Source organism: Photorhabdus laumondii subsp. laumondii (genome assembly GCF_003343245.1).
GTDB lineage: Bacteria > Pseudomonadota > Gammaproteobacteria > Enterobacterales > Enterobacteriaceae > Photorhabdus > Photorhabdus laumondii.
Map to the genome: position 1 here is coordinate 5,433,297 of NZ_CP024901.1, position 23,788 is coordinate 5,457,084.

Sequence of the window (23,788 nt, forward strand, 5' to 3'; positions counted from 1 at the left end):
ATGCTTAATGGTTAGCTGAACGGCGCATACGACGCTTTTGCCGTTTAATGAAACGAGCTACCTTCCATACACGCTTGAGGCAATAGCCATACAACACAAATGCAAGCAAGAACAGTGCCAACATTATCCACTCAGGCACAAATTCCAGCCATTCTCCAGTAATGCCGACAGCGGCTAATAAAGTGGCTGCAACAGTGATTAAAATAAAAGCCTGACGTGATGAGAATCCAGACCGCATAACTAGGTGGTGAATATGTTGCCTGTCAGGAGAAAATGGGCTCATTCCCTTCCGTAACCGGCGGTACATAATAGCAACCATATCCATTAATGGAATGGCAACAATCCACAACGCAGTAACTGGATTAACAGGGCGCTCATTCCCCTGAGTAGATTCAATGAGCAACCAGATAATGGTAAAACCAATCAGTGTACTGCCCGCATCCCCCATAAACACTTTGAAACGTTGGCTTAATAAACCAAGATTAAGAACAATATAAGGGAGAATGGCAGCAATAAATGCAAAACACCATAATGCTAGTGCCGTATTACCACTTTGATACAGTAAGATCCCCAAAGCACCGAAGGAGACACAAGATAATCCGCCTAATAATCCATCTATCCCATCAACCATATTAAATGCATTGATAGCAGCCCAGACAGCAAATAGTGTCACAACATAACTAAACGGTCCAAGTGTCATGTCCCAAGGGCCAAAAGCATAACCAAGACTATCTAACTTCAGGCCAGCAAAATACATCATCGCAATACCAACCAGAGCTTGGATGGTTGCCCGGACCTTAACGCTGATATCAAAACGGTCATCCAATGCACCGACAAATACCAATACACCAGCACAAACCAAATATAACCACTTGTGAGGAATAAATTCTTTTGTGATAACAAAAGCAAAACAGATGCCAACAAATATTGATATTCCTCCAACCAGAGGCACTAACCCCTGATGACACTTACGATAATTGGGCTTATCAACAAGGCCAACTTTCTTTGCTATTTTGCGAGCCATAAACAAAAACGCAAAAGAAAACAGAAAAACATAAAAAATTTCAATATTCATGCTGAGAATATTCACGATGATAACTCTCTGTAAAAAGTAAACACACCCTGGTCATTTATCAACCGAAAGCATATGATTTTCTAGCCAGAATCTACCCTCACGAGCGCCTTAGCTTACGAAAACACTGCTTATATGAAAAAATTAATGGCCCTTATGCTCTTACATCATTCTTTTAATATTTATTTCAAATATACCCGTCATCTTTCAAGTTGCCTCTTTGTTGGCTGCACTCACCCACCCCGGTCACATAGTTTGCTATGCTCCCGGGGATTCGCTCCCTTGCCGTCGCGATGCATCTTGAAATCCATAAGGTATATATAGCAGCATATACAGCCTGCAAAATACATGCCATATATAGCTATAACAGCGCGGTGAATACAAAAAACGCCACGAAACTGTGGCGCTAATTAAAATGATCATGAACTGAGTTAAAAACTATGAACGTTTCATCATGTCAAAGAAATCGTCGTTCGTTTTGCTCATAGCCAGTTTGTTGATAAGGAATTCCATCGCATCAATTTCGCCCATCGGATGAATAATTTTGCGCAGAATCCACATTTTCTGTAGCTCTTCAGAGGTGGTGAGTAGTTCTTCTTTACGTGTACCAGAACGGTTGTAATCAATAGCTGGGAAAACACGTTTTTCAGCAATTTTACGGGAGAGATGCAGCTCCATGTTACCAGTGCCTTTGAACTCTTCGTAAATCACTTCATCCATCTTAGAACCCGTATCCACCAACGCAGTCGCAATAATGGTCAGGCTTCCGCCCTCTTCCACATTACGCGCAGCCCCGAAGAAACGTTTCGGACGATGTAACGCGTTAGCATCCACACCACCAGTCAATACCTTACCGGATGCGGGAACAACAGTATTATAGGCACGTGCTAAGCGAGTAATAGAGTCAAGCAGAATAATCACATCTTTTTTGTGTTCAACCAGACGTTTTGCTTTCTCAATAACCATCTCTGCCACCTGAACGTGACGAGAAGCGGGTTCATCAAAAGTAGAAGCAATAACCTCACCTTTTACCAGGCGTTGCATTTCAGTGACTTCTTCTGGACGTTCATCAATCAGAAGTACCATCAATACACAATCTGGATGATTGTGAGCTATGTTAGCGGCAATATTTTGCAGCAACATCGTTTTACCCGCTTTTGGTGGCGCGACGATCAGACCACGTTGTCCACGGCCAATCGGTGCAGCCAGATCCAGAACACGGGCAGTCAGATCCTCAGTGGAACCATTACCACGTTCCATACGCAGGCGGCTATTAGCATGCAGCGGGGTTAAGTTTTCAAAAAGAATTTTACTGCGGGCATTTTCTGGTTTGTCAAAATTAACTTCGTTAACCTTCAACAGGGCAAAATAGCGTTCACCTTCTTTAGGTGGACGAATTTTACCTGAAATTGTGTCACCGGTGCGGAGGTTAAAACGACGGATTTGGCTGGGAGAAACGTAGATATCATCGGGGCCGGCAAGGTAGGAGCTGTCTGCTGAACGGAGGAATCCAAAGCCATCCTGCAATATCTCCAACACGCCATCACCGAAGATATCTTCCCCACTTTTCGCATGCTGCTTAAGGATAGAGAAGATAATATCTTGTTTACGCATACGGGCTAGATTTTCCAGCCCCATATTTTCGCCAAGTGTAATCAGTTCAGATACCGGCGTATTCTTTAATTCGGTAAGATTCATAATGGTGGGTTCTTAAACTCGGGGTATATCTCGAACTATGAACGTGAATAGTATGGCAGCGTCATCGATCGGTGCCTGTTTATTTTGTACAAAAACAAATCAGACCTTTAATACATTATGCATATAAAAAGGTAATAATTTGAAGTACTAAGATTGAGCTCAAATAAGACTGACAGGCTGTCAAAAACGCTGTTGAGATAATGCTGAAACATTACTGATTTCGATAAAAACTATCTCAACGTAACGAGCTATACGCCAGATTATTCCCGTATAACCCATTGGATATTTTAGACTATCCAGAGATAACAGACTTATCAGACACTACAGATTATTCAGTATGCAACATACTTCTAACATGATGTATGTGATACAAGCAGTGGCGCTAACTTATCACGCTTCTTTACGGACGTCTAGCGGTCAATGAAATAAATAATAATATACGCTAAACGCCCGGCATTAATGTGAGCTCACTTCAATCAGAGATTAGCATCCAAAAATTCTTTCAATTGAGTTTTTGACAGTGCTCCCACTTTTGTAGCAGCAACCTGACCATCTTTAAACAGCAACAGTGTAGGAATACCACGGATACCATACTTAGGAGCAGTTGCCGGGTTGTCATCAATGTTCAATTTAGTAATAGTCAGTTTGCCTGAATATTCTGGGGCAATTTCATCTAAAATAGGTGCAATCATTTTACATGGTCCACACCAGGCAGCCCAAAAATCGACAAGAACTGGACCTGCTGCGTTAAGAACGTCAGTATCAAAGCTAGCGTCACTCAAATGAATAATTTTGTCGCTCATTTTTTACTCCAAAGAATAATTTTTTACCATGCTAGTGTAACATTACTGATATAAGGTTGCCTTTATTTCAGCGGATACACTTTCGTAAGACAATGGTTAACTGATATTCTACCACACTATGAGTAAAACACACTTGACAGAAAAGAAGTTTTCCGACTTCGCCTTGCACCCCAAGGTTATAGAAGCTCTTGATAATAAGGGCTTTTCTAATTGTACACCGATACAAGCACTGACATTGCCTTTCACTGTCGAAGGTCGTGATGTCGCGGGGCAAGCGCAAACCGGTACGGGGAAGACGCTAGCATTTTTAGCGTCTGCTTTTCATTATTTACTAACTCATCCCGCAGCGGAGGAGCGTCAAACCAATCAGCCAAGAGCGCTGATTATGGCTCCTACCCGCGAGCTCGCTGTACAGATTTACTCTGACGCAGAAGATCTGGCACAGGCAACAGGTCTAAAGATGGGTCTTGCCTACGGCGGTGATGGTTACGACAAGCAGCTGAAAATACTGGAATCCGGAGTTGACATCCTTATCGGCACTACCGGACGTCTAATCGACTATACCAAACAGGGGCACATTAATCTGAATGCGGTCCAAGTTGTGGTTCTTGATGAAGCTGATCGCATGTACGATCTCGGTTTTATCAAAGATATCCGCTGGCTATTCCGTCGGATGCCACCAGTAAACGAACGCATGAACCTACTGTTTTCTGCCACACTCTCTTACCGAGTCCGAGAACTGGCATTTGAGCAAATGAATCATGCAGAGTATATCGAGGTAGAACCGTTACAGAAAACAGGACACCGCATCCGCGAAGAGCTGTTTTATCCTTCTAATGAAGAAAAGATGCGCCTGCTTCAAACGTTGTTGGAAGAAGAGTGGCCTGATCGATGCATTATTTTCGCCAATACAAAACATCGTTGTGAAGATATCTGGGCGCATCTGGCTGCTGACGGACATCGAGTTGGGTTACTAACCGGTGATGTAGCACAAAAAAAACGGTTACGCATTCTGGAAGAATTCAGCAACGGCAATATTGATATTCTGGTTGCAACTGATGTCGCAGCCCGTGGGTTGCACATTCCTTTAGTCACTCATGTTTTTAATTATGACTTACCAGACGACTGCGAGGATTATGTTCACCGCATTGGCCGTACTGGTCGTGCAGGTGAAAGTGGTCATTCGATCAGCCTGGCCTGTGAAGAATATGCACTAAACCTGCCAGCGATTGAAGATTATATTCAACACTCTATCCCGGTCAGCAAATATAACAGTCAAGCCTTGCTGAAAGATTTACCGGCACCTAAACGCCGATACCGTTCGCGTTCAGGAAATCATCAGCGCCGTAACAATTTGTCGCATCGTAATAATACACCACGTAATAACCGTAAACGTTCAGGCTGAAAATGATGCTGAGTTCTTCTTCGCTCTATGCGGCTATCGACCTGGGTTCAAACAGTTTTCATATGCTGGTTGTGCGTGAAGTATCCGGCAGTATGCAAATACTGGCACGAATCAAACGTAAAGTCAGGCTGGCCGCCGGATTAGATAAAAATAACCGCTTATCTCAACAGGCAATGGAGAGAGGTTGGCAATGTCTCAGGATTTTTTCTGAACGCTTACAAGATATACCACCATCACAAATCCGCGTTGTTGCTACAGCAACTTTACGTATCGCTGAAAATTCAGACGAATTTGTGGGAAAAGCATCAGAAATCCTTGATTGCCCGGTTAAAGTAATCAGTGGCGAAGATGAAGCTCGGCTTATTTATCAAGGCGTTGCCCATACAACTGGCGGCCCTGAAAAACGTCTGGTTGTAGATATTGGTGGTGCAAGTACAGAACTGGTTACGGGGAATGGGGCAAAAGCCTCTCAGTTATCCAGCCTAAGTATGGGTTGTGTTACCTGGCTTGAAGGCTACTTTAATGACCGTAGCCTGACGGAAGAAAATTTCGCCAGAGCCGAAGCTGCCGCACATGAAACGTTGAAACTCATTGCCCCAAAACTGATCGAACAAGGCTGGCAGATTTGTGTAGGCGCTTCCGGTACCGTTCAGGCTCTGCAAGAAATCATGATTGCTCAGGGTATGGATGAACTGATCACTTTGCCGAAACTTCAAGAGCTCAAACATAAAGCGATTGAATGCGGTAAGCTGGAAGAGCTGGAAATAGAAGGATTGACGCTGGAACGGGCTTTAGTTTTCCCAAGTGGCCTTGCTATCCTGATAGCGATTTTCCAGGCATTAAATATTGAAAGTATGATCCTTGCGGGCGGCGCCTTACGGGAAGGTCTTGTTTACGGCATGCTGGATTTACCAATAGAACCAGATATTCGTACCAGAACACTACGTAATATACAGCGACGTTTTCAGCTAGACGTTGAACAGTCTCAACGGGTCAAACAATTGGCTGAACACTTCCTACAACAGGTTGCTAAACCTTGGGAACTTGATAGCCGATGTCATGAATTATTACAAAGTGCCTGTTTGATACATGAAATTGGCCTAAGTATTGATTTCCATCAAGCTCCATCACATGCAGCCTATCTGATCAATTATCTCGCTCTCCCCGGCTATACGCCTGCACAGAAAAAACTCTTAGCCACATTGCTAAAGAACCAGAGCGGCCCTATTGATTTGTTTTCCTTTAATCAACAAAACGCCTTACCTCTGATACAAGCTCAACGTTTATGTCGTCTGTTGCGGTTAGCTATCATCTTCGCCAACCGTCGTCGAAATGACACGCTCCCTGCTCTACGTTTAAAAGTGAGTGATGAAGCGTTAACAATAACGTTACCTCATGGCTGGCTAATGCAACACCCTCTGAGGGCAGAGTCTTTACAGCAGGAAATTCAGTGGCAAAACCATGCTCAATGGTCACTTGTTTTAGGCGAGCAGGATGCTCAAACCTGAATAAAATCACTTTCCCTGTATCTCTGTGATACAGGGAATCTCCAACATATTTATGACTTATTTTTTTGTCCAAGCCCTAAACGCGATTTGATATCCGCAATACGCGATTGCCCTTTTTGCATTCTTTCTTCGGCAGTCACTATTTTTTTATCTTGTGGCCAATGTAAGTCATCCTGTGGCAACTCATGCAAAAAACGGCTTGGTTCTGGACGGATTAACTCGCCATATTGACGACGTTCTTTACATAAAGTAAAGAATAACTCCCGTTGAGCTCGGGTGATCCCTACATAAGCCAATCGTCGCTCTTCATCAATATTTTCTTCATCAATACTGCTCTGATGAGGCAACAGCCCTTCTTCCATGCCAACCAGAAATACATAGGGAAACTCTAACCCTTTGGAAGCATGTAAAGTCATCAATTGCACCTGATCAAACTCCTCACCATCTTCGTCTCGCTCCAGCATATCCCGTAATGTGAAACGCGCGACCACCTGAGATAAAGTCATTGCTTCGTTCAGTTCATCACCTTCCAGCATTTCACTCATCCAAGTGAATAACTGATTAATATTTTTCATCCGCATTTCAGCCGCTTTCGGACTCGGTGATGTTTCGTACAGCCAGCTTTCATAATCCATACCATGAAGTAGATCACGCACCGCTAGCAAAGGATCTCGTTCAACCTGACGAGTTATCTCATCCATCCAGTGAATAAAACGCTGTAATGCCGCCAAACCGCGGCCAGTTAGACTTTGTTCCAAACCGAGATCGAAACTAGCCTGATAGAGACTTTTATTGCGCTGATTCGCCCACTCACCCAGTTTTTGAATGGTAGCAGCACCAATTTCACGTCTTGGCGTATTGACAATTCTTAGGAATGCGCTGTCATCTTCGGGATTAGTCAGCACCCGCAGATAAGCTAGCAAGTCCTTAATTTCAGGGCGGGCAAAGAAAGAAGTACCACCAGAAATCCGGTAAGGAATGCGGTTTTGCATCAGCATCTTTTCAAACACGCGGGATTGATGATTTCCTCGGTAGAGAATAGCGTAATCTTTATATTGGGTCTTATTGATAAAGTGATGTGCCATCAGCTCCCCAATAACCCTTTCCGCCTCATGCTCTTCATTATTAGCTGTAATCACTTTCAATGGATCACCATACCCCAGTTCAGAAAAAAGCCGTTTTTCAAACACGTGAGGGTTATTGGCGATCAAAATATTAGCTGCTTTCAGAATACAGCCAGAGGAACGATAGTTTTGTTCTAATTTGATCACATTAAGCTTAGGGAAATCCTCTTTCAGTAACACCAAATTTTGTGGTCTTGCACCGCGCCATGAATAGATCGACTGGTCATCATCACCCACCACCGTAAAACGAGCCCTTTGCCCCACCAACAATTTAACCAGTTGATATTGACTGGTATTAGTGTCCTGATATTCATCTACCAACAGATAACGAATACGGTTTTGCCAACGCTCCCTGACTTCTTCATCACGCTGCATTAGCAAAGTCGGTTTGGTAATCAAATCGTCAAAATCCAATACATTACAGCTCGCCAGATGTAAATCATAACGGCGATAACATTCAGCAAACTGGTGCTCCTGAGCAGAACGGACCAATGCCAAAACTTGCTGTGGAGAAAGCAGATCATTTTTCCAATTTGAAATGGTGGAGATCAGTTTTTGTAATAGATCTTTATCTTCCTCCAGTAAATCGGCTGTTAAATCTTTCAACAAAGCCATCTGGTCCTGATCATCAAATAACGAGAAATTGCTTTTCATTCCTAACGTTTTGTATTCGCGCTTAATGATTTCCAACCCCAAAGTGTGGAAAGTCGAAATCATCAACCCCTTAGCCTCTTTGCGCCCCAGAGTTTGTGCTACACGCTCTTTCATTTCCCGTGCGGCTTTATTAGTAAACGTCACAGCGGCGATATGGCGAGGCTGATAGCCACAAGTACGGATAAGATGAGCAATTTTATTGGTGATCACTCTAGTTTTACCAGAACCCGCCCCCGCCAGGACCAGACAAGGACCGGTAACAAATTCGACAGCTTGTTGTTGGCTAGGATTTAATCGCATGGTATTTAATAAGTTATGTCAAAGCAGTACTTTAAGAGATGGAATTGTAGCAGAAAGGGGAGAAAGGAAACGCCGTTTTCTTTATGAAGGAAAAACACTCTATTAGTTGGTAAATCGCGACTTATCCCCCAAAACTTTAGCAAACGGTCTCAGAACCATATTCATTAGATTCAAAGAGGGAGGATTTCTCCCCCTTATCTTTATCAATATCAACCACCAACTGCAATACGTTTCATATCTGTCATGTAACCACGTAATACGCGGCCAACAACTTCAATTGGGTGGTGACGAATAGCCTCGTTTACATCGCGCAACTGGGCGTTATCAATACCGTTATCTACAACGGGCTTACCTAAATCACCCGCCTGTAGCGAACCCATAAACTTCTCTTTCAACAGTGGGACCGCAACATGAGAGAACAAATAGTTACCATATTCTGCTGTGTCAGAAATAACGACATTCATTTCGTACAGACGTTTACGAGAGATAGTATTCGCAATCAGCGGTAATTCATGCAGAGACTCATAATAGGCAGATTCAGCAATAATACCGGTATCAACCATAATTTCGAATGCCAGTTCAACCCCCGCTTTCACCATAGCAACCATTAAAACGCCGTGATCAAAATATTCCTGTTCACTGATTTTGCCATCATATTCAGGTGAATTCTCAAACGAAGTGTTACCGGTTTCCTCACGCCAACCTAATAGTTTCTTATCATCATTGGCCCAGTCAGCCATCATACCGGAGGAAAATTCACCAGAAATGATATCATCCATATGTTTCTGGAACAGCGGCGTCATCATTTCTTTCAACTGCTCAGACAGCGCATACGCTCGCAGTTTTGCCGGGTTAGACAGACGGTCCATCATCAGGGTGATACCACCTTGTTTCAGGGCTTCTGTGATGGTTTCCCAGCCAAACTGGATCAATTTTCCTGCATAACCCGGCTCAGCACCATCTGCCACCAGTTTGTCATAACACAGCAGTGAACCAGCCTGTAACATACCGCACAGAATAGTTTGCTCACCCATCAGGTCGGATTTCACTTCAGCCACGAAAGAAGATTCCAGAACACCAGCGCGATGCGCGCCCGTTGCCGCGGCCCATGCCTTAGCGATTGCCATACCTTCACCTTTCGGATCGTTTTCCGGGTGAACTGCGATCAAAGTAGGCACACCAAAACCCCGTTTATATTCTTCACGCACTTCGGTGCCAGGACACTTAGGCGCTACCATCACCACCGTGATGTCTTTACGGATTTGTTCACCGACTTCAACAATATTTAAGCCGTGAGAATAACCCAGTGCAGCGCCTTCTTTCATCAACGGTTGAACTGCGCTAACAACAGAAGAGTGTTGCTTATCTGGTGTCAGGTTAATCACCAAATCAGCCTGCGGTATTAACTCTTCATAAGTACCGACTTGAAAACCATTTTCCGTTGCTTTACGCCATGAAGCGCGTTTTTCTTCAATGGCCTCTTTACGCAGGGCATAAGCGATATCCAGACCGGAGTCACGCATATTCAGGCCCTGATTCAGCCCCTGCGCTCCGCAACCGACGATAACCACTTTTTTACCTTTTAAATATCCTGTCTCATCAACAAACTCTTCCCGCGCCATAAAACGACATTTACCTAACTGCGCCAACTGCTGACGCAAATTCAGCGTATTAAAATAATTAGCCATTAGTGACTCCGTATCATGTTGTGCTCAGCAATGAAGTGCTGCGACTATTTTTTAGATTTCCTCACCCTGTGAGGTGTTTATATATTTTCAATATATGACATGAAAGCCATTGCTTAAATTGATATATTAACAATACTATATTGCATTTTATGCAACACAGACTATTGGACAGGAGAAGGAGAATGGGCTATGGATATACGTGATCTCAAACTGTTTCTACATCTGGCTGAAAGCTGCCATTTTGGCCACACAGCAAAAGCAATGCATGTCAGTCCATCCACATTATCCCGCCAAATTCAGCGTATTGAAGATATTTTGGGACATCCATTATTTTTACGAGATAATCGCACCGTAAAACTGACCTTTGCCGGCGAGCAATTTAAACAATTTGCCCAACAGACACTGTTACAATATCAGCAACTAAAGCATTCCTTGAATCAACAAAGCCCATCTCTAAGTGGTGAGTTACGTCTGTTTTGTTCGGTCACCGCGGCCTACAGTCACTTACCACAGATCCTAGACCGTTTTCGTGCAGAACATCCTATGGTTGAAATTAAACTCACCACAGGTGATGCCGCAGATGCGGTCAATAAGATACAGTCTAATGATGCCGATTTAGGCATCGCCGGTAAGCCGGAAAAACTACCAGATAATGTCAGCTTCACCAAAATGGGTGAAGTCCCACTGGTACTGATTGCGCCTTCCCTCCCTTGCGCTGTACGAGCACTTGTAATGCAAAAGTCCCCTGACTGGAATAACATTCCCTTCATTTTGCCGGAACACGGCCCATCACGTAAGCGCATTGAGCACTGGTTCCGTCACCATAAAATTACCAACCCATCAATTTACGCTACCGTGTCCGGTCATGAAGCCATTGTTTCTATGGTTGCATTGGGTTGTGGAGTAGCATTAATTCCCAATGTCGTTGTAGAAAACAGCCCTGAACCGGTACGCAGTCGCATATCTTTATTGGACAATATTTCTTTAGTAGAGCCGTTTGAATTAGGTATGTGCGTACAGAGAAGACGGCTTAATGAACCCTTGATTAAAGCGTTTTGGGGATTGTTATAACAAACTGCGTTAACAGGTCTTTTTATTCATTACAAGCCTGATGTAACCTATTTTCGGTATTATGCCAACATACTTATAATTTATGTGGCCTAATTCACAAAGAACATAAAAATATAACCATTTTGTTCTCATGATAATATGTTTAATATAAGTTATAACCAATCAAAATAATTATATGAAAATATTGGCTCCTCATTAAATTTTTGGTCATTAATTATGTCGCTAAAGAAAATACTTTTAATTATATCAAGTGGATAGTAGCTATTTAACGTTGAGTTATTCAGATATTGTTAAGATTGGCTAGCAAAAATCGAATATTCCACCAGCGATAAACAGAGTGGAAAATAATTCTCCATGCCATGTCATAACAATATTTCCCAATAGTGAAATTATTTTTTCCCAGATACTATAGGAGGTAACGTCATAATAATTATTTAATAGTATTCCTATGATATAGTAACTAATAATAATTATTTAATCAGTTAATATAATTTAATTAAAAAATAACACCAAAGATTTATAATAATTATATAAAACAATTAATTAAAATACACACAACAATTTAATAAAGGACACCATCATGTTACACAAAATAGACAAATCACCGTATTTTATTAAATTCTATAAATTCCATCTACAAGATCTCGTTTTCTCTTATAATATGCAAACAGAATGGCATCATCATCCTTGCATCCAATTAAGTGTATCACCACATAATTCACTCATGAGGATTGATACTGAAAATGAATCGAGGCAAGCACATGGATTCATTATTTCTTCTAATATTAAACATAAATTACACTCGGAAGGGCAACTCTGTTTTAATCTACTGATAGATCTAGCCAACCCATTATGTCATTTATTACTACATCAGATGAGAGGCTCAGATATAATATATTTAAATCAAGAATCATCTGGTTTGATAGCAAACTATTTTACTAATTGTTTACAATCAGAAACCTCTCCAGATATTTTCATCTTAAATAACCTTTTAGGTAAAATAGAAGATTGCCATTGTTATCAAGATAAACGAATCATAAAAGCAGCCTCTCTTATTACTGAATTACCGGTTAAATGTATATCCTCTCGTGAAATATCAAATCAACTCTATTTATCCGAAAGTCGATTCTTGCATCTCTTTAGAGAAAAAATGGGAACTAATTTCCGCAGCTATCTATTATGGAAACGCCTGCATCATGCTATTGATGAGATACATTCATCAGATTCACTGACTTTATTAGCTTGTAATAGCGGATTTTCCGATGGCGCACACTTCAGTCGTACCTGTATGACGCTATATGGATTAAGGCCCTCTGAATTAAAACATGCCAGTAAGAACAGAATTCAACAAGCACAACAAAAATATTTCAATTTATCATCAACATTAACAGGTCTAAATTTTACAAAGAAAAATATCTGGGTTATGAATAAATAGTATTTTTGATAAATTACCTAAAATAAATAATTTATATTTATAACCATTATTATCAAAATCAATATGTTAGAGATTCTGTATCATTTTATTCCTAATAGAACATTTACTATATTATGCACTCTTAATGCCTATCCCAATAGGCGTAATTGTTGCAGGCAGTTTGAACACGGACAGCGCGGAAAAACCGGAGCGTACACGTAGTACGTGAGGATTTTGAGCACTGCCCAGGTTCAAAATGACAAATAAAATAGCCCTATGGGATAGGCAGTTAGTAATGATACAGAATTCAGAACAACACCATAAAAACACTACCCAATAAACCCTCAATCCACGACAAATAAAATATACAGAGTAAAATATCACTATTCTGTATTAATCATTCATTTTAATGGTACATGCTCTTTCAGATAATTTTCTACCCATTTAGCGACCCGACAAGTGTCTTTATAAGCCCCTAACATCAATTCAGAACCACGGCTACTCAACCATTTCCGCCCAACGATAAATAACCCAGGATAAGGGGTTTTCCCACCTTCTGCATGACCATTTTTACAAACGAATCCATTAGCATCCGCAGCACCGGGAAGCGTTAACCATGCCGTATCATCTTTATACCCCAAACACCAGATAACCGTATCCACCTCATATTGATTGCCGGACGAATCACATAATTTATTGTCTTTTATATCAACTAACCTATTCGCTATTTTTATATCCAAAACAGCTAATCGATGGTTTTTCAGATCACCACAAGGGATAGGATTACGCCGCCGCATAATTTTCCCGACTAAACTGTAATAATTGGCAAATAACAGACCGCTTTTACTTAACCACCAAAAGATATCTTTGCCCAATATTCTATTAGGTAAGAGAGGACGGGAGGAACCACAAAATAATGTCACCTTCGCAGTTGCTGCCAAATCTTTAGCAATCTGACGACCACTCGCACCATCACCAACGACAGCAACTCGGCTGCCCGTTTTAATTTGCTTAGGTTCCCGATATTGATCTGCTGTAATTTGTTGTATATCGGTAGAAAACCGCTCAGCAAGCGCCGGAATATCAACTAATTGATTAGCCCCTGTTGCATTAACCAAACAAGGTGCATGAAATACTTTTCCATCTTTTGTTTTAACACGATAGCCATCTGTATCGTGCTTCACCTCAACCACTTCGGTTTGAGTATGTATCGCAAGGTTATGATGTGAAGCATAGCGCTCAAGGTAATCAGCGACTTCATTTTTATCTGGATAACCTTCTTTAATTCCAGGGAACGGTAAGCCATGAAGTTGAGTCATACCGCGTGAAGTGAATAATAGCATATTATCTGGACGCCTGCGCCACACATCACCAATACGTGCCTCCCGCTCTAATATGCAGACATTAATATTCTTAGCCGCAAGGGTAGCAGCTAAACTTAACCCGGCTTGACCGGCACCCACAATTAAGCAATCCATTTTCATCATGCGTACTCGTTTTTTAATTTGGCATTTATTTATATTTTATTTCTATCATTATCCCAATCTTAGGACAATGAAAAAATTTACAAAAGAACATTCAATAGATCAAAAAACAACGAACTTCACAAAAATATAAAAGACAATTAAAAAATTTACTTGAATTAACTGGTCATATTCGCACTAAAGTGAATATTTTGAATAAATCAGCTATTTTTAGCATAATTTTAACAATATTGACAAATCCATATAATGATCAAAGTAATAATATAGCCAATTTATTCAATAAAAATAAATTATTAATGACTATCATTTTTGCCTACGTAACTTATGCTTTATCGCTATAACTTATAATAAGCAAAGATTAATTTATCTACTCTTTACCCTACCGGAGATGAAAAAATGGAAAATATCAAAAATATATATGACGGTATAAAATCTCGTGGCGGAAATCCGTTGAAGTGGCTAATAGCCGATGTCGACCTTCTCTATAAGTTGTCTAAAGAAGAACAACAGGAATTAAAAACCTGTTTGCTTAAGGACGCTTTTAATTTCCATTATCATAATAACCCTTACTATAAAGATATTTGTGAAAAACAAGGTATTAAACCAGAAGATATCCAGAACTATAATGATTTGGTTCGCATCCCACTCATACCCGTTGCAACTTATAAATCAGCCGAAAGTCACCGTTTATTAAGCAAACCATTATCTGAAATCGAACATGAAATGCGCTCAACGGGTACCAGTGGAATTCCTAGCGTTTATCGTCGTTGCCACGATACGATGGATCATACAGTATTGGCTGTCTATTCCAATTATCGCAGTATGTTCAAAGTATCTGGCGGTGCCGGCCTATGCTTATGCCCGTCAACAGAAGATATTCCAGAAATGGCACTGGTCAAAATCTTTAATTTCCTGACGGGTTTATTAGATACCCGACGCTATATGATTAATCAGGACCACTTCTCCCCAGAAGATGCTTTGAATCAATTAATCCAGTGGAAAGGCAAATTCACCCGGCATTTAATTGGCCCTCCATTCATGATCCATCGTTTTATTACGTTCCTAAAAGAGAATAATACCAAGCTCACTTTAGATCGCGATAGCATGGTAATTACTATGGGCGGCTGGAAACGTTTTACCGGGGATATGATCTCCCGCAGCGAATTGAATGCAGATATCGAAGAATGGATGGGCATTCCAGCTTCCCGGAATCGTGATATGTATGGTCTGGTTGAAGCAAACGTCCTTGCCATCGAAGATGAATATAACCATAAGCATGTTCCTCCTTATATTCATTTCTCCGTCCGTGATCCTAACGATTTAACACGTGAATTACCTGATGGCGAAACCGGACAATTAGTGATCTTAGATCCACTCTCTGTTTCCACTCCCGGCATGTTACTGACAGAAGATTTGGTCTACTTGCGTACCGATCCTAATAAATCCTGGCGTAATTCTCAGCGAATTCAGTTTGTTATGCGTACCGCTGCTGCTAAAGAGTTTGGTTGCTGTGCGGTCAACCTTGAGAGAAAAATGTCAGACGATGAAAGTACCTCAGCTACACCCGCAGTATAAATAGCAAGGTGGAATTATGTTTAACAACATCATTATTGACAACTTTTGCAATCCTGATTGCCAGGGGACGTTATCCGCCCCCACCATTAAACTGGCATTAGGTAACCCTGTATGTGGTGACAAGGTTGATATCGACCTGACATTAGATAACCAAGGGCGGGTAAATAATGCCTGTTTTCGTGCATGGGGATGTACCGCCTCCCTGGCAATGTCTAACCAGTTTTGTCGCCATGCTAAAGGTAAGACTCTCGAAGAATTGAATGCATTATCGCCTGAAGGCATAGATGCATTATTAGGTGAGTTAGAACCCGCACAGCAACACTGCCTTGATATGCTGCATAAGCTATTTGAGCAGCTAAAGGGAAAAATATGACAAGTCTATATTTCGACTACAACGCCACAACACCGCTAAGTGTTAAAGCACAGTTGGCGATTAAAGACGCAATGTCTGTTTTTGCTAATCCATCTAGCCACTACAGCTTAAGTAGCATGGCGAAAAAGTTGCTCACTGACGCTAGAATATCGATGGCTGCATTGATGGGCACAGTCCCAGAGCAAATCCTGTTTACATCAGGGGGAACCGAAAGTAATAACCAAGCCTTATCCAGCTTGTTAGCAACACTTTCCGGTTCGGATCTGTCTGCTCATCATGTTATTAGCTCTTCCATTGAGCATCCGTCTGTTCTGGCACCGTTACTCTGGTATCAGCAACGCGGACTTCAGCTAACACTGATCAACCCCGATAATCAAGGACGGATAAGTGTACAAAGTATCCAGGAAAACTTGCAGCCACAAACCCGTCTGATCACCTTAATGGCGATTAACAACGAAACCGGCGTGATCCAGCCCTATGAAGCGGTCGCCTCTTTAGCAAAAGAGGCCGGTGTTTATCTGCATATCGATGCAGTACAGGCTATTGGTAAACGGCCTTTTAGCTGTGACACACTTTCCGGTGTAACGACCATATCTTTCTCCGGCCATAAGTTTAACGGCCCGAAAGGTATTGGCGGGCTTTACCATGCACCAGGTATTCAATTAAATCCCTTGCTACATGGTGGAGGGCAAGAACAAGGAGTACGCAGCGGCACTGAGAACACCTTAGGACTTGCTGGACTGGCGGCGGCAGCTAAAGAATCACTGAACAGCTTGCAAGGACGCTTCAATACTTACAAAACGCTCAGAACAACCTTGCTATCTCGGTTAGATCAACATCATGTTAACTACCTAATTAATGGTAATACCAATCCAGCGTTTCAGGCACCTTGGACTCTCAATTTAAGTTTCTCGGGTATTCGTGCTGAATCGCTAGCCAGCAGGCTAGATTTACGTCACGGCATCTCTTTATCCTTAGGATCAGCCTGTAGCAATAACAAATCAACCCAACGTTCTCACGTTCTGGCTGCTATGGGATTACCCGATGATCGTATTGATAGTGCGGTACGCATCAGCTTCGGATATGCCACAAGCCAAGATGATATTGAGATATTGGCTAACGCCATCAAACAAGAAACGTATAACTTACTTAAAATTTCAGGGAAATCTTTAATCACCCAGGAATAATAGAAAAATTTAAATTTTTAGGGGACATTAATATGAAACTGTTTGAATTACTTCAATCTCAAATTACTGAATTAACCGATATCGAACCAGAAGATATTACTCTCGACACTCTACTTGATGATATTCATTTAGTGAGTCTGGATTTCGTTTCTATTCAGGTTGCGTTAAAAAGAGAAATGGGAATTCAACTGAATTTCGATAAGTTCCAGCGGGATAATACGACAACAATCGGTGACTTTGTCAATTACGTTAGTGAATTAGCAAAATAATCATCACGAATACACTGGGATGTTAGCTGTCTATGACAATATCACAACACAGCTAACATTCATTTTTATGATGCTTTTATCTACCAATCCTATTATTTGGTTGTGTTAAAAAATAAAGCATGTCACCAGGAAATGAATTTTGGAGATAATGTTTCATGAATATTCAAACAGGCTATCACCGCGTTGCCGTCACAGGCTATGGTTCTATCTGTTCGCTTGGGCAAAATACCCAAGAAATTTGGGATGCAATCCTAAATTATCGTGTAGGCTACAAAAAGGAAGAACACCCAGACGCTTCTGTTGTAGCTAAATTTTTCGGTAATATCCCTTTCTCGCCTGATGTATCACGGTTTTCCAAAAAGTTATTAAAGAACCTGCCCAAATTCAGCAAACTTGGGCTGATTGCGGCGGATGAAGCAATCAAGATGGCATTTGGTAACGATAAAACCGCTCTTGACGAAAATTATTCGCCTTTTGAACGCGGCGTCATTTTTGGCACTGGCTGGGGTGGAGAAGATGCAACCGTTGAAAACAGCCATTCCTATGCTGATCAAGGCATTGCTTCACCGATGACCAATATTATGTCTATGCACAGCGTAGGAACAGCCGCAATTTCAATGAACTGGAACTTACGGGGATATCAAAATACCCCGGTTGCAGCTTGTGCAACCGGCAGTATGGCGATAGGTGATGCGTTTGAACTTATCCGCAGTGGACGCACTAAAATGATGCTGGCAGGGGGTGGTGAAAGCATCAGAGATCCATTCATTGTCTGGAGTATCGACATTCTTGGAGCATTGAGTAAAGAACAGGAATCTGTCGAAAAGGCTTGCTGCCCATTCAGTAAAGATCGTAGTGGTTTTGTTATGTCGGAGGGTGCCGCAATATTATGCCTTGAAGACTATGATTGCGCTGTTGCCAGGGGAGCTAAAATACTGGCGGAAGTGATTGGCTATGGCAATAACTCTGATGCGTCAGATATGACCGCCCCGGCCCCAGATTGCAAAGGACGGGTCATGGCAATTCAGATGGCGCTGGAACAGGCCAAACTCTCCACCTCAGATATTCACTATATTAATGCTCATGGGACATCAACCCCATTAAACGACATTAACGAAACCGATGTTCTAAAAATGAGCCTGGGCGAGCACGCTTATCGTATTCCTATTTCCAGTACAAAATCCTATACAGGCCATCTTATTGCCGGAGCAGGAGCAATTGAATCCATTTTCTGTCTCAAAGCGATAGAGACAGCAACGATTCCCGCAACGATGCACTTGAATAACCCTGATCCGCTATGCGATCTGGATTATGTCCCCAATATCCACCGAACTCACCAACTTATTGACACCGCTTTAAATGTTAACTACGGATTCGGTGGCACAAACTGTGCACTTATTTTCAGGAAGGCCGATAGATGAACGTTCAATTTAGCAAAAAAGATCTCAGTCAATGGGCTAAATTCTCTGGAGACTACAATCCTATCCATTTTGATGAAAAAATCGCAAGAGAAGTTGGGTTAGGTGGTATTGCAGTACACGGCATGCTGGCCATGATCCCGCTCAAAAGCGGATACGATTATCTGTCACAACTAAATCGGGAAATGGGCAGACAGTGGCACGTTAATTTACGCAATCCCGTACCTCTGGATGCCTGCTATTGCGTCAAAACTAAGCACACTAACCGGAATGGGAAAACGACCTTTAATCTGCAAGACGAAACAACCAACCTGAAACCTCTGATTGGTCACTATAGTTGTTTCGATTTTTCACAAAAAACTAGCTTTCCCGAAAAACCACGTTGCCAAGTTCCCATACAAGAGACAATAAAAAAATCCATCGAATTTAAACATACCTTCCCGGAAGTCAATGAATTCTGGATCTTTCTTGATGCTCTGATGTTTTATCTTTTTATGCAGCAAAGTGCCAAAACTGCACTAGCAACAGAATTTAAAACCTATTTTGGCAAACAAGAACATGATGAAACATGCCTCAAAGATCTCATTGTTTTGCATGTTATGCACACCGTGAGTTTCTCTCCAGCGCTGCTTAATCGCCAAATCCCAGATGAAATGCCAAATATCGAATATACGATCGTACCAAAAGATACATTCGACGTTGATGGTTCGTTATACGGTACGCTGGAAATCCCGATCTGGCTGAATGGCGAAATCTCTTTAGTTGTTGAGATGAGTCTGATGGGAACAACAAAAAGAAAGCAGATTGCCAACTAAAATCTGATGAATGCGGTATTGGCAGACGGATGGCATAAATTTAGAGGAATCACTTAATGAATATCAGCACCCCTTGGGTTTTTATTTCAGGTGGATCACGTGGTATCGGCAAAGGCATAGTAAAAATGCTAGCAGCTCAAAACTATCACGTGGTTTTTACCTATAAATCCAGCATAAATGAAGCACAAATATTGTGTCATGACATTGAACAGCAAGGTTATCGCTGTGAGGGCTATCAATGTGACGTCTCAAACGCGAAAGAAGTCACAACATTGTCAGCAGAACTTATCTCACAATATGGCGCTCCTTATGCCATCATCAATAACGCCGGAATTACACAAGATGCATTGCTGATAAATATGAAAGAAGAAGAGTGGCATAATGTCATTTCCACCAATCTTTCTTCTATCTATTTAGTGAATCACTCATTTCTCCCTGAAATGATTACTGCTGGAGAAGGCTGCATTATCCATATGAGCTCAGTCACTGCATTTAAAGCTAACTCAGGGCAAGTTAACTACGCTGCCACCAAAGCCGCCATGATCGGTATTACCCGCTCATTAGCTGTTGAAGTTGGCCGATTTAATGTCCGGGTCAATACCGTTGCGCCAGGCTTGATTGACACTGAAATGCTGGCTCATATCCCCGCGCCACATAGGAAAAAACTGTTATCTAACATCCCACTGGGCCGCTTGGGTTCAGTAGAAGATATTGCTCTGACAGTCAATTTCCTACTCAGCCCTGGAGGACGCTACATTACCGGGCAAACATTCGTTATTGATGGAGGAATGACCGCTTGAGTCAGTTAAACAATTAACATCAATGGATTCGTAGCCCTATCCTGTGGTCATTTGTACCCAGATAAATATTCTGGGTACTGACACAAAATACCGTTAATCATTGCCAGATAAACAATCCAGCCTATCTGGTAAATGTTAATAACGATAATAAACAATTTTAATATTAAATCATGCTCTTGGCGTTAAGTGCTAAATATTAGCAATTTTCATTTTATCAGATGAGAAGGGCTTGACCTTGTAGTCGACTCCAAGGTGTTTAATCAAATATAGGCACATTAATTAAGACGAATTTACTTTTAATCACTGTGATAGGAGAGAACACATGACCGGAGAAATACAATCACCTCCGCTTAATGAGAAAAAGTCAAAACGTAAGTTAGCACTGATCCTCGCAACTCTCTTATTTGCTTTTGTCGGGTTGGGTTACTTCACCTATTGGCTTATTTCATTACGTCATTATCAAGCGACTGATGATGCTTACGTTGTGGGTAATCAGGTACAAGTGATGGCCCAGATCACCGGTAGCGTAACCGCCATTTATGCCGATAATACCGACTTCGTTCAACAAGGCGATATTTTGCTACGTTTAGACTCTATTGATGCGGAACATGCTTTTGAGCGAGCGAAAAATACCTTGGCTAATAATGTCAGGCAAACTCACCAAACCATTATTGATAATGAAAAACTATTGGCTAACATTGATCTCAAACAAACGGCATTACAACAGGCTCAAGACGATTTAAAACGACGTGAACATTTGGGACTCACAGGTGCTATCGCCAAAGAAAATCTGATTCATTCCCGCAATAGCGTACAAATGGCAAAATCTGAGCTGAATGTTGCCCGACAACAATATTATGCCAATAAAGCACTAGTTATAGACACCCCATTAGATCAACAACCTGCGATTAAACTGGCCGCTTCCCAGCTCCGCGATGCATGGTTAACCTTACAGCGCACCCAGATTGTCGCGCCGGTAACAGGCTACGTTTCACGCCGCAGTGTTCAAGTAGGCTCACAAATAAAAAGTGGTGCTCCACTGATGGTTATCGTACCCGCTGACCAACTTTGGGTCGAAGCTAACTTCAAAGAAGTTCAACTTGCCAATGTGCGTATTGGTCAACCCGTAACCCTGATTAGCGATTTCTATGGTAGTGATGTCACTTATAAGGGCCGGATCGTTGGTCTTGATATGGGAACTGGCAGTGCATTTTCTTTATTGCCGGCACAAAACGCCACCGGTAACTGGATCAAAGTAGTTCAACGTTTACCCGTTCGTGTTGAACTAGAAGCACAACAACTTATTGCTCATCCTTTACGCATCGGTTTATCCATGCACGCCGCGGTTGATACCCGAAATCAGGGTGGTCTGGTGCTTGCTGACACGCCTCGTAATGGCATTGTTTATGAAACCAACGTTTTAACTTACAACACCGTAGAAATTGATCGGCTAATTAACGAAATCATTCAAGTTAATACCAGTCAAAATAAGTGAGGTTAACATGCTAAAAGAGCCATTATCAGGAGCCAAACTTGGCTGGCTAACCCTGGCTTTAGCATTAGCCGCTTTTTTACAAATATTGGACCTGACCATTGCTAACGTTGCAATATCAACAATTGCTGGAGATCTGGGTTCATCAGTATCACAAGGAACCTGGGTTATTACCTCATTTGCTGTTGCTAACGCGATCTCTATCCCATTAACTGGCTGGTTAGCAAAGCGGTTCGGGGAAGTCCGGGTTTTCTTAATTTCAATGATCTTATTTGTGATCACTTCCTGGTTATGTGGTATTGCTAATAGCTTGGAAATGTTGATTATTTCCCGCGTCCTGCAAGGTATCTCAGCCGGGCCAATTATGCCCCTTTCTCAAAGTTTGCTACTCAACAACTATCCTCCGCTAAAACGCAATATGGCATTGGCTCTGTGGTCAATGACTATCGTTATCGCTCCAGTTTGTGGTCCGATACTCGGCGGTTGGATCAGCGACAACTACCATTGGGGGTGGATCTTTCTCATCAACGTTCCGGTTGGCTTTGCCGCCATTGCTATCACCTGGATGCTGTTAAAAGATCGGGAAACTGAAATAACGGCGAGGTCAATTGATATCGTAGGACTAATTTTATTGGTCATCGGTGTTGGTTGTTTTCAGCTATTGCTTGATAGAGGAAAAGAGCTTGATTGGTTCAACTCAACAGAAATTATTGCATTAGCCATTATCGCAGTTATTGCCATAACTTTCCTGATCATCTGGGAATTCACCGATGATGATCCGATCATTGATTTATCACTATTTAAATCACGCAATTTTACTATCGGTACTTTATGTATCAGTTTGGCTTTCCTACTCCATATAGGCACTCTGGTTTTGCAGCCTCAACTATTGCAAATGGTATTTGGTTATACGGCCACTTGGGCAGGATTGGTAATGGCTCCATTAGGGATAGTGCCAATAATGCTCGTTCCACTCATTGGTCGTTTTAGTTCAAAAATTGATATGCGTTATTTAGTTATGTTTAGCTTTATCATTTTTGCACTCTGTTTCTTTTGGAGAACTCATACCTTTGAGCTATCAATGGATTTTTCCACTGCTGCCTGGCCACAATTTATTCAGGGCTTTGCTATCGCCTGTTTAATTATGCCACTAACAGCCATTATATTATCTGATGTTGAACCCGCTAAAATCGCTTCTGCGGGCAGTTTATTTAACTTTTTACGCACGCTGGCAACATCCGTGGGTACTTCCATTACCACGACCATGTGGTCCCGTCGCGAAGCTGTCCATCATGTCCAGTTAACTGAATCGATAACTCCCCATAATCCTATTGCCCAACAAGCCTATGAGAAAATGGAACAATTAGGGATGACACACGCTCAAGCCAGTCACTCTCTGGCACGTGAAATCACTAATCAGGGATTGATTATTGCTGCTAACGAGATTTATTGGCTATTTGGCTTTATTTTTCTGATCTTGCTGATCTTGATCTGGCTGGCAAAACCCACCGTCGGAGAAAAGAAATAACACTATGATAAATAAAAAAATAAGCTTAAAAACCAAACTATCGATAAATAACCAAAGAACCCATTTAGCCCCCTTTCCAATGAAACCTAATCAAAATAGCACCTTATCAA

General features: G+C 41.7%; 19 protein-coding genes. 13 read left to right on the forward strand and 6 right to left on the reverse strand.

Annotated elements, in window-relative coordinates; translation table 11 throughout:
- Positions 1 to 4: 4 nt before the first annotated feature.
- The 3 genes from wecA to trxA form a co-directional block, all read right to left on the reverse strand.
- Positions 5 to 1,090 (reverse strand): UDP-N-acetylglucosamine--undecaprenyl-phosphate N-acetylglucosaminephosphotransferase, encoded by a 1,086-nt coding sequence (gene wecA, locus PluTT01m_RS23930; protein ID WP_011148732.1) that lies wholly within the window; start codon positions 1,088 to 1,090, stop codon positions 5 to 7.
- A gap of 420 nt (positions 1,091 to 1,510) precedes the next feature.
- Entirely contained in the window at positions 1,511 to 2,770 is a 1,260-nt protein-coding gene (rho, locus tag PluTT01m_RS23935) for a transcription termination factor Rho (RefSeq protein WP_011148733.1), read from the reverse strand.
- 476 nt (positions 2,771 to 3,246) lie between these two features.
- The gene (gene trxA / locus PluTT01m_RS23940) at positions 3,247 to 3,573 is read right to left on the reverse strand and encodes a thioredoxin TrxA (protein ID WP_011148734.1); all 327 of its coding nucleotides are present in this window, start codon (positions 3,571 to 3,573) and stop codon (positions 3,247 to 3,249) included.
- A 118-nt stretch (positions 3,574 to 3,691) separates the two neighbouring features.
- Between trxA and rhlB the strand changes: the two genes are divergently transcribed.
- Positions 3,692 to 4,978, forward strand: a complete 1,287-nt coding sequence (gene rhlB, locus PluTT01m_RS23945; RefSeq protein WP_011148735.1) for an ATP-dependent RNA helicase RhlB — start codon at positions 3,692 to 3,694, stop codon at positions 4,976 to 4,978.
- Between the two features lie 5 nt (positions 4,979 to 4,983).
- Positions 4,984 to 6,486, forward strand: coding sequence for a guanosine-5'-triphosphate,3'-diphosphate diphosphatase (gene gppA / locus PluTT01m_RS23950; RefSeq protein ID WP_011148736.1), 1,503 nt, complete (start codon positions 4,984 to 4,986; stop codon positions 6,484 to 6,486).
- Between the two features lie 50 nt (positions 6,487 to 6,536).
- Here the strand turns inward: gppA and rep are convergent, their stop codons facing one another.
- Together rep and ilvC are read right to left on the reverse strand one after the other, a co-directional pair.
- Entirely contained in the window at positions 6,537 to 8,564 is a 2,028-nt protein-coding gene (rep, locus tag PluTT01m_RS23955; RefSeq protein ID WP_011148737.1) for a DNA helicase Rep, read from the reverse strand.
- A gap of 209 nt (positions 8,565 to 8,773) precedes the next feature.
- Complete coding sequence (gene ilvC / locus PluTT01m_RS23960) at positions 8,774 to 10,252, reverse strand: ketol-acid reductoisomerase (RefSeq protein WP_011148738.1); 1,479 nt, start codon at positions 10,250 to 10,252, stop codon at positions 8,774 to 8,776.
- Between the two features lie 189 nt (positions 10,253 to 10,441).
- On the opposite strand from ilvC, the gene ilvY reads away from it, so the two are divergent.
- The gene (ilvY, locus tag PluTT01m_RS23965; RefSeq protein WP_011148739.1) at positions 10,442 to 11,323 is read left to right on the forward strand and encodes an HTH-type transcriptional activator IlvY; all 882 of its coding nucleotides are present in this window, start codon (positions 10,442 to 10,444) and stop codon (positions 11,321 to 11,323) included.
- Between the two features lie 580 nt (positions 11,324 to 11,903).
- Positions 11,904 to 12,758 carry an AraC family transcriptional regulator gene (locus tag PluTT01m_RS23970; protein WP_011148740.1) on the forward strand — a complete coding sequence of 285 codons (855 nt, stop codon included), beginning with the start codon at positions 11,904 to 11,906 and terminating at the stop codon, positions 12,756 to 12,758.
- A gap of 380 nt (positions 12,759 to 13,138) precedes the next feature.
- On the opposite strand, the gene PluTT01m_RS23975 is transcribed toward PluTT01m_RS23970, so the two are convergent.
- Positions 13,139 to 14,257 carry a flavin-containing monooxygenase gene (locus PluTT01m_RS23975; protein ID WP_324251819.1) on the reverse strand — a complete coding sequence of 373 codons (1,119 nt, stop codon included), beginning with the start codon at positions 14,255 to 14,257 and terminating at the stop codon, positions 13,139 to 13,141.
- A gap of 360 nt (positions 14,258 to 14,617) precedes the next feature.
- Here PluTT01m_RS23975 and PluTT01m_RS23980 point away from each other — a divergent pair, with 360 nt between their 5' ends.
- The 9 genes from PluTT01m_RS23980 to PluTT01m_RS24020 all read left to right on the forward strand — a co-directional run bounded on the left by PluTT01m_RS23980 (position 14,618) and on the right by PluTT01m_RS24020 (position 23,678).
- Positions 14,618 to 15,796, forward strand: coding sequence for a LuxE/PaaK family acyltransferase (locus tag PluTT01m_RS23980; RefSeq protein ID WP_011148742.1), 1,179 nt, complete (start codon positions 14,618 to 14,620; stop codon positions 15,794 to 15,796).
- Between the two features lie 16 nt (positions 15,797 to 15,812).
- Positions 15,813 to 16,169 carry an iron-sulfur cluster assembly scaffold protein gene (locus PluTT01m_RS23985; RefSeq protein ID WP_011148743.1) on the forward strand — a complete coding sequence of 119 codons (357 nt, stop codon included), beginning with the start codon at positions 15,813 to 15,815 and terminating at the stop codon, positions 16,167 to 16,169.
- On the forward strand, positions 16,166 to 17,356 hold the full coding sequence (locus tag PluTT01m_RS23990) for a cysteine desulfurase family protein (protein ID WP_011148744.1): 1,191 nt from the start codon (positions 16,166 to 16,168) through the stop codon (positions 17,354 to 17,356). Before PluTT01m_RS23985 ends, PluTT01m_RS23990 begins: the two co-directional genes overlap by 4 nt.
- A 32-nt stretch (positions 17,357 to 17,388) precedes the next feature.
- Positions 17,389 to 17,625: an acyl carrier protein gene (locus tag PluTT01m_RS23995; protein ID WP_011148745.1), complete on the forward strand. Its 237-nt coding sequence runs from the start codon at positions 17,389 to 17,391 to the stop codon at positions 17,623 to 17,625.
- Positions 17,626 to 17,780: 155 nt separating this feature from the next.
- Complete coding sequence (locus PluTT01m_RS24000) at positions 17,781 to 19,046, forward strand: beta-ketoacyl-[acyl-carrier-protein] synthase family protein (protein WP_011148746.1); 1,266 nt, start codon at positions 17,781 to 17,783, stop codon at positions 19,044 to 19,046.
- On the forward strand, positions 19,043 to 19,858 hold the full coding sequence (locus PluTT01m_RS24005; RefSeq protein ID WP_011148747.1) for a MaoC/PaaZ C-terminal domain-containing protein: 816 nt from the start codon (positions 19,043 to 19,045) through the stop codon (positions 19,856 to 19,858). The genes PluTT01m_RS24000 and PluTT01m_RS24005 overlap by 4 nt, the downstream gene beginning before the upstream one ends.
- Before the next feature lie 56 nt (positions 19,859 to 19,914).
- Entirely contained in the window at positions 19,915 to 20,658 is a 744-nt protein-coding gene (gene fabG / locus PluTT01m_RS24010) for a 3-oxoacyl-ACP reductase FabG (RefSeq protein ID WP_011148748.1), read from the forward strand.
- A 322-nt stretch (positions 20,659 to 20,980) separates the two neighbouring features.
- Positions 20,981 to 22,153: a multidrug efflux MFS transporter periplasmic adaptor subunit EmrA gene (emrA, locus tag PluTT01m_RS24015; RefSeq protein ID WP_011148749.1), complete on the forward strand. Its 1,173-nt coding sequence runs from the start codon at positions 20,981 to 20,983 to the stop codon at positions 22,151 to 22,153.
- Positions 22,154 to 22,160: 7 nt separating this feature from the next.
- Positions 22,161 to 23,678, forward strand: a complete 1,518-nt coding sequence (locus tag PluTT01m_RS24020) for a DHA2 family efflux MFS transporter permease subunit (protein ID WP_011148750.1) — start codon at positions 22,161 to 22,163, stop codon at positions 23,676 to 23,678.
- Positions 23,679 to 23,788: the final 110 nt, after the last annotated feature.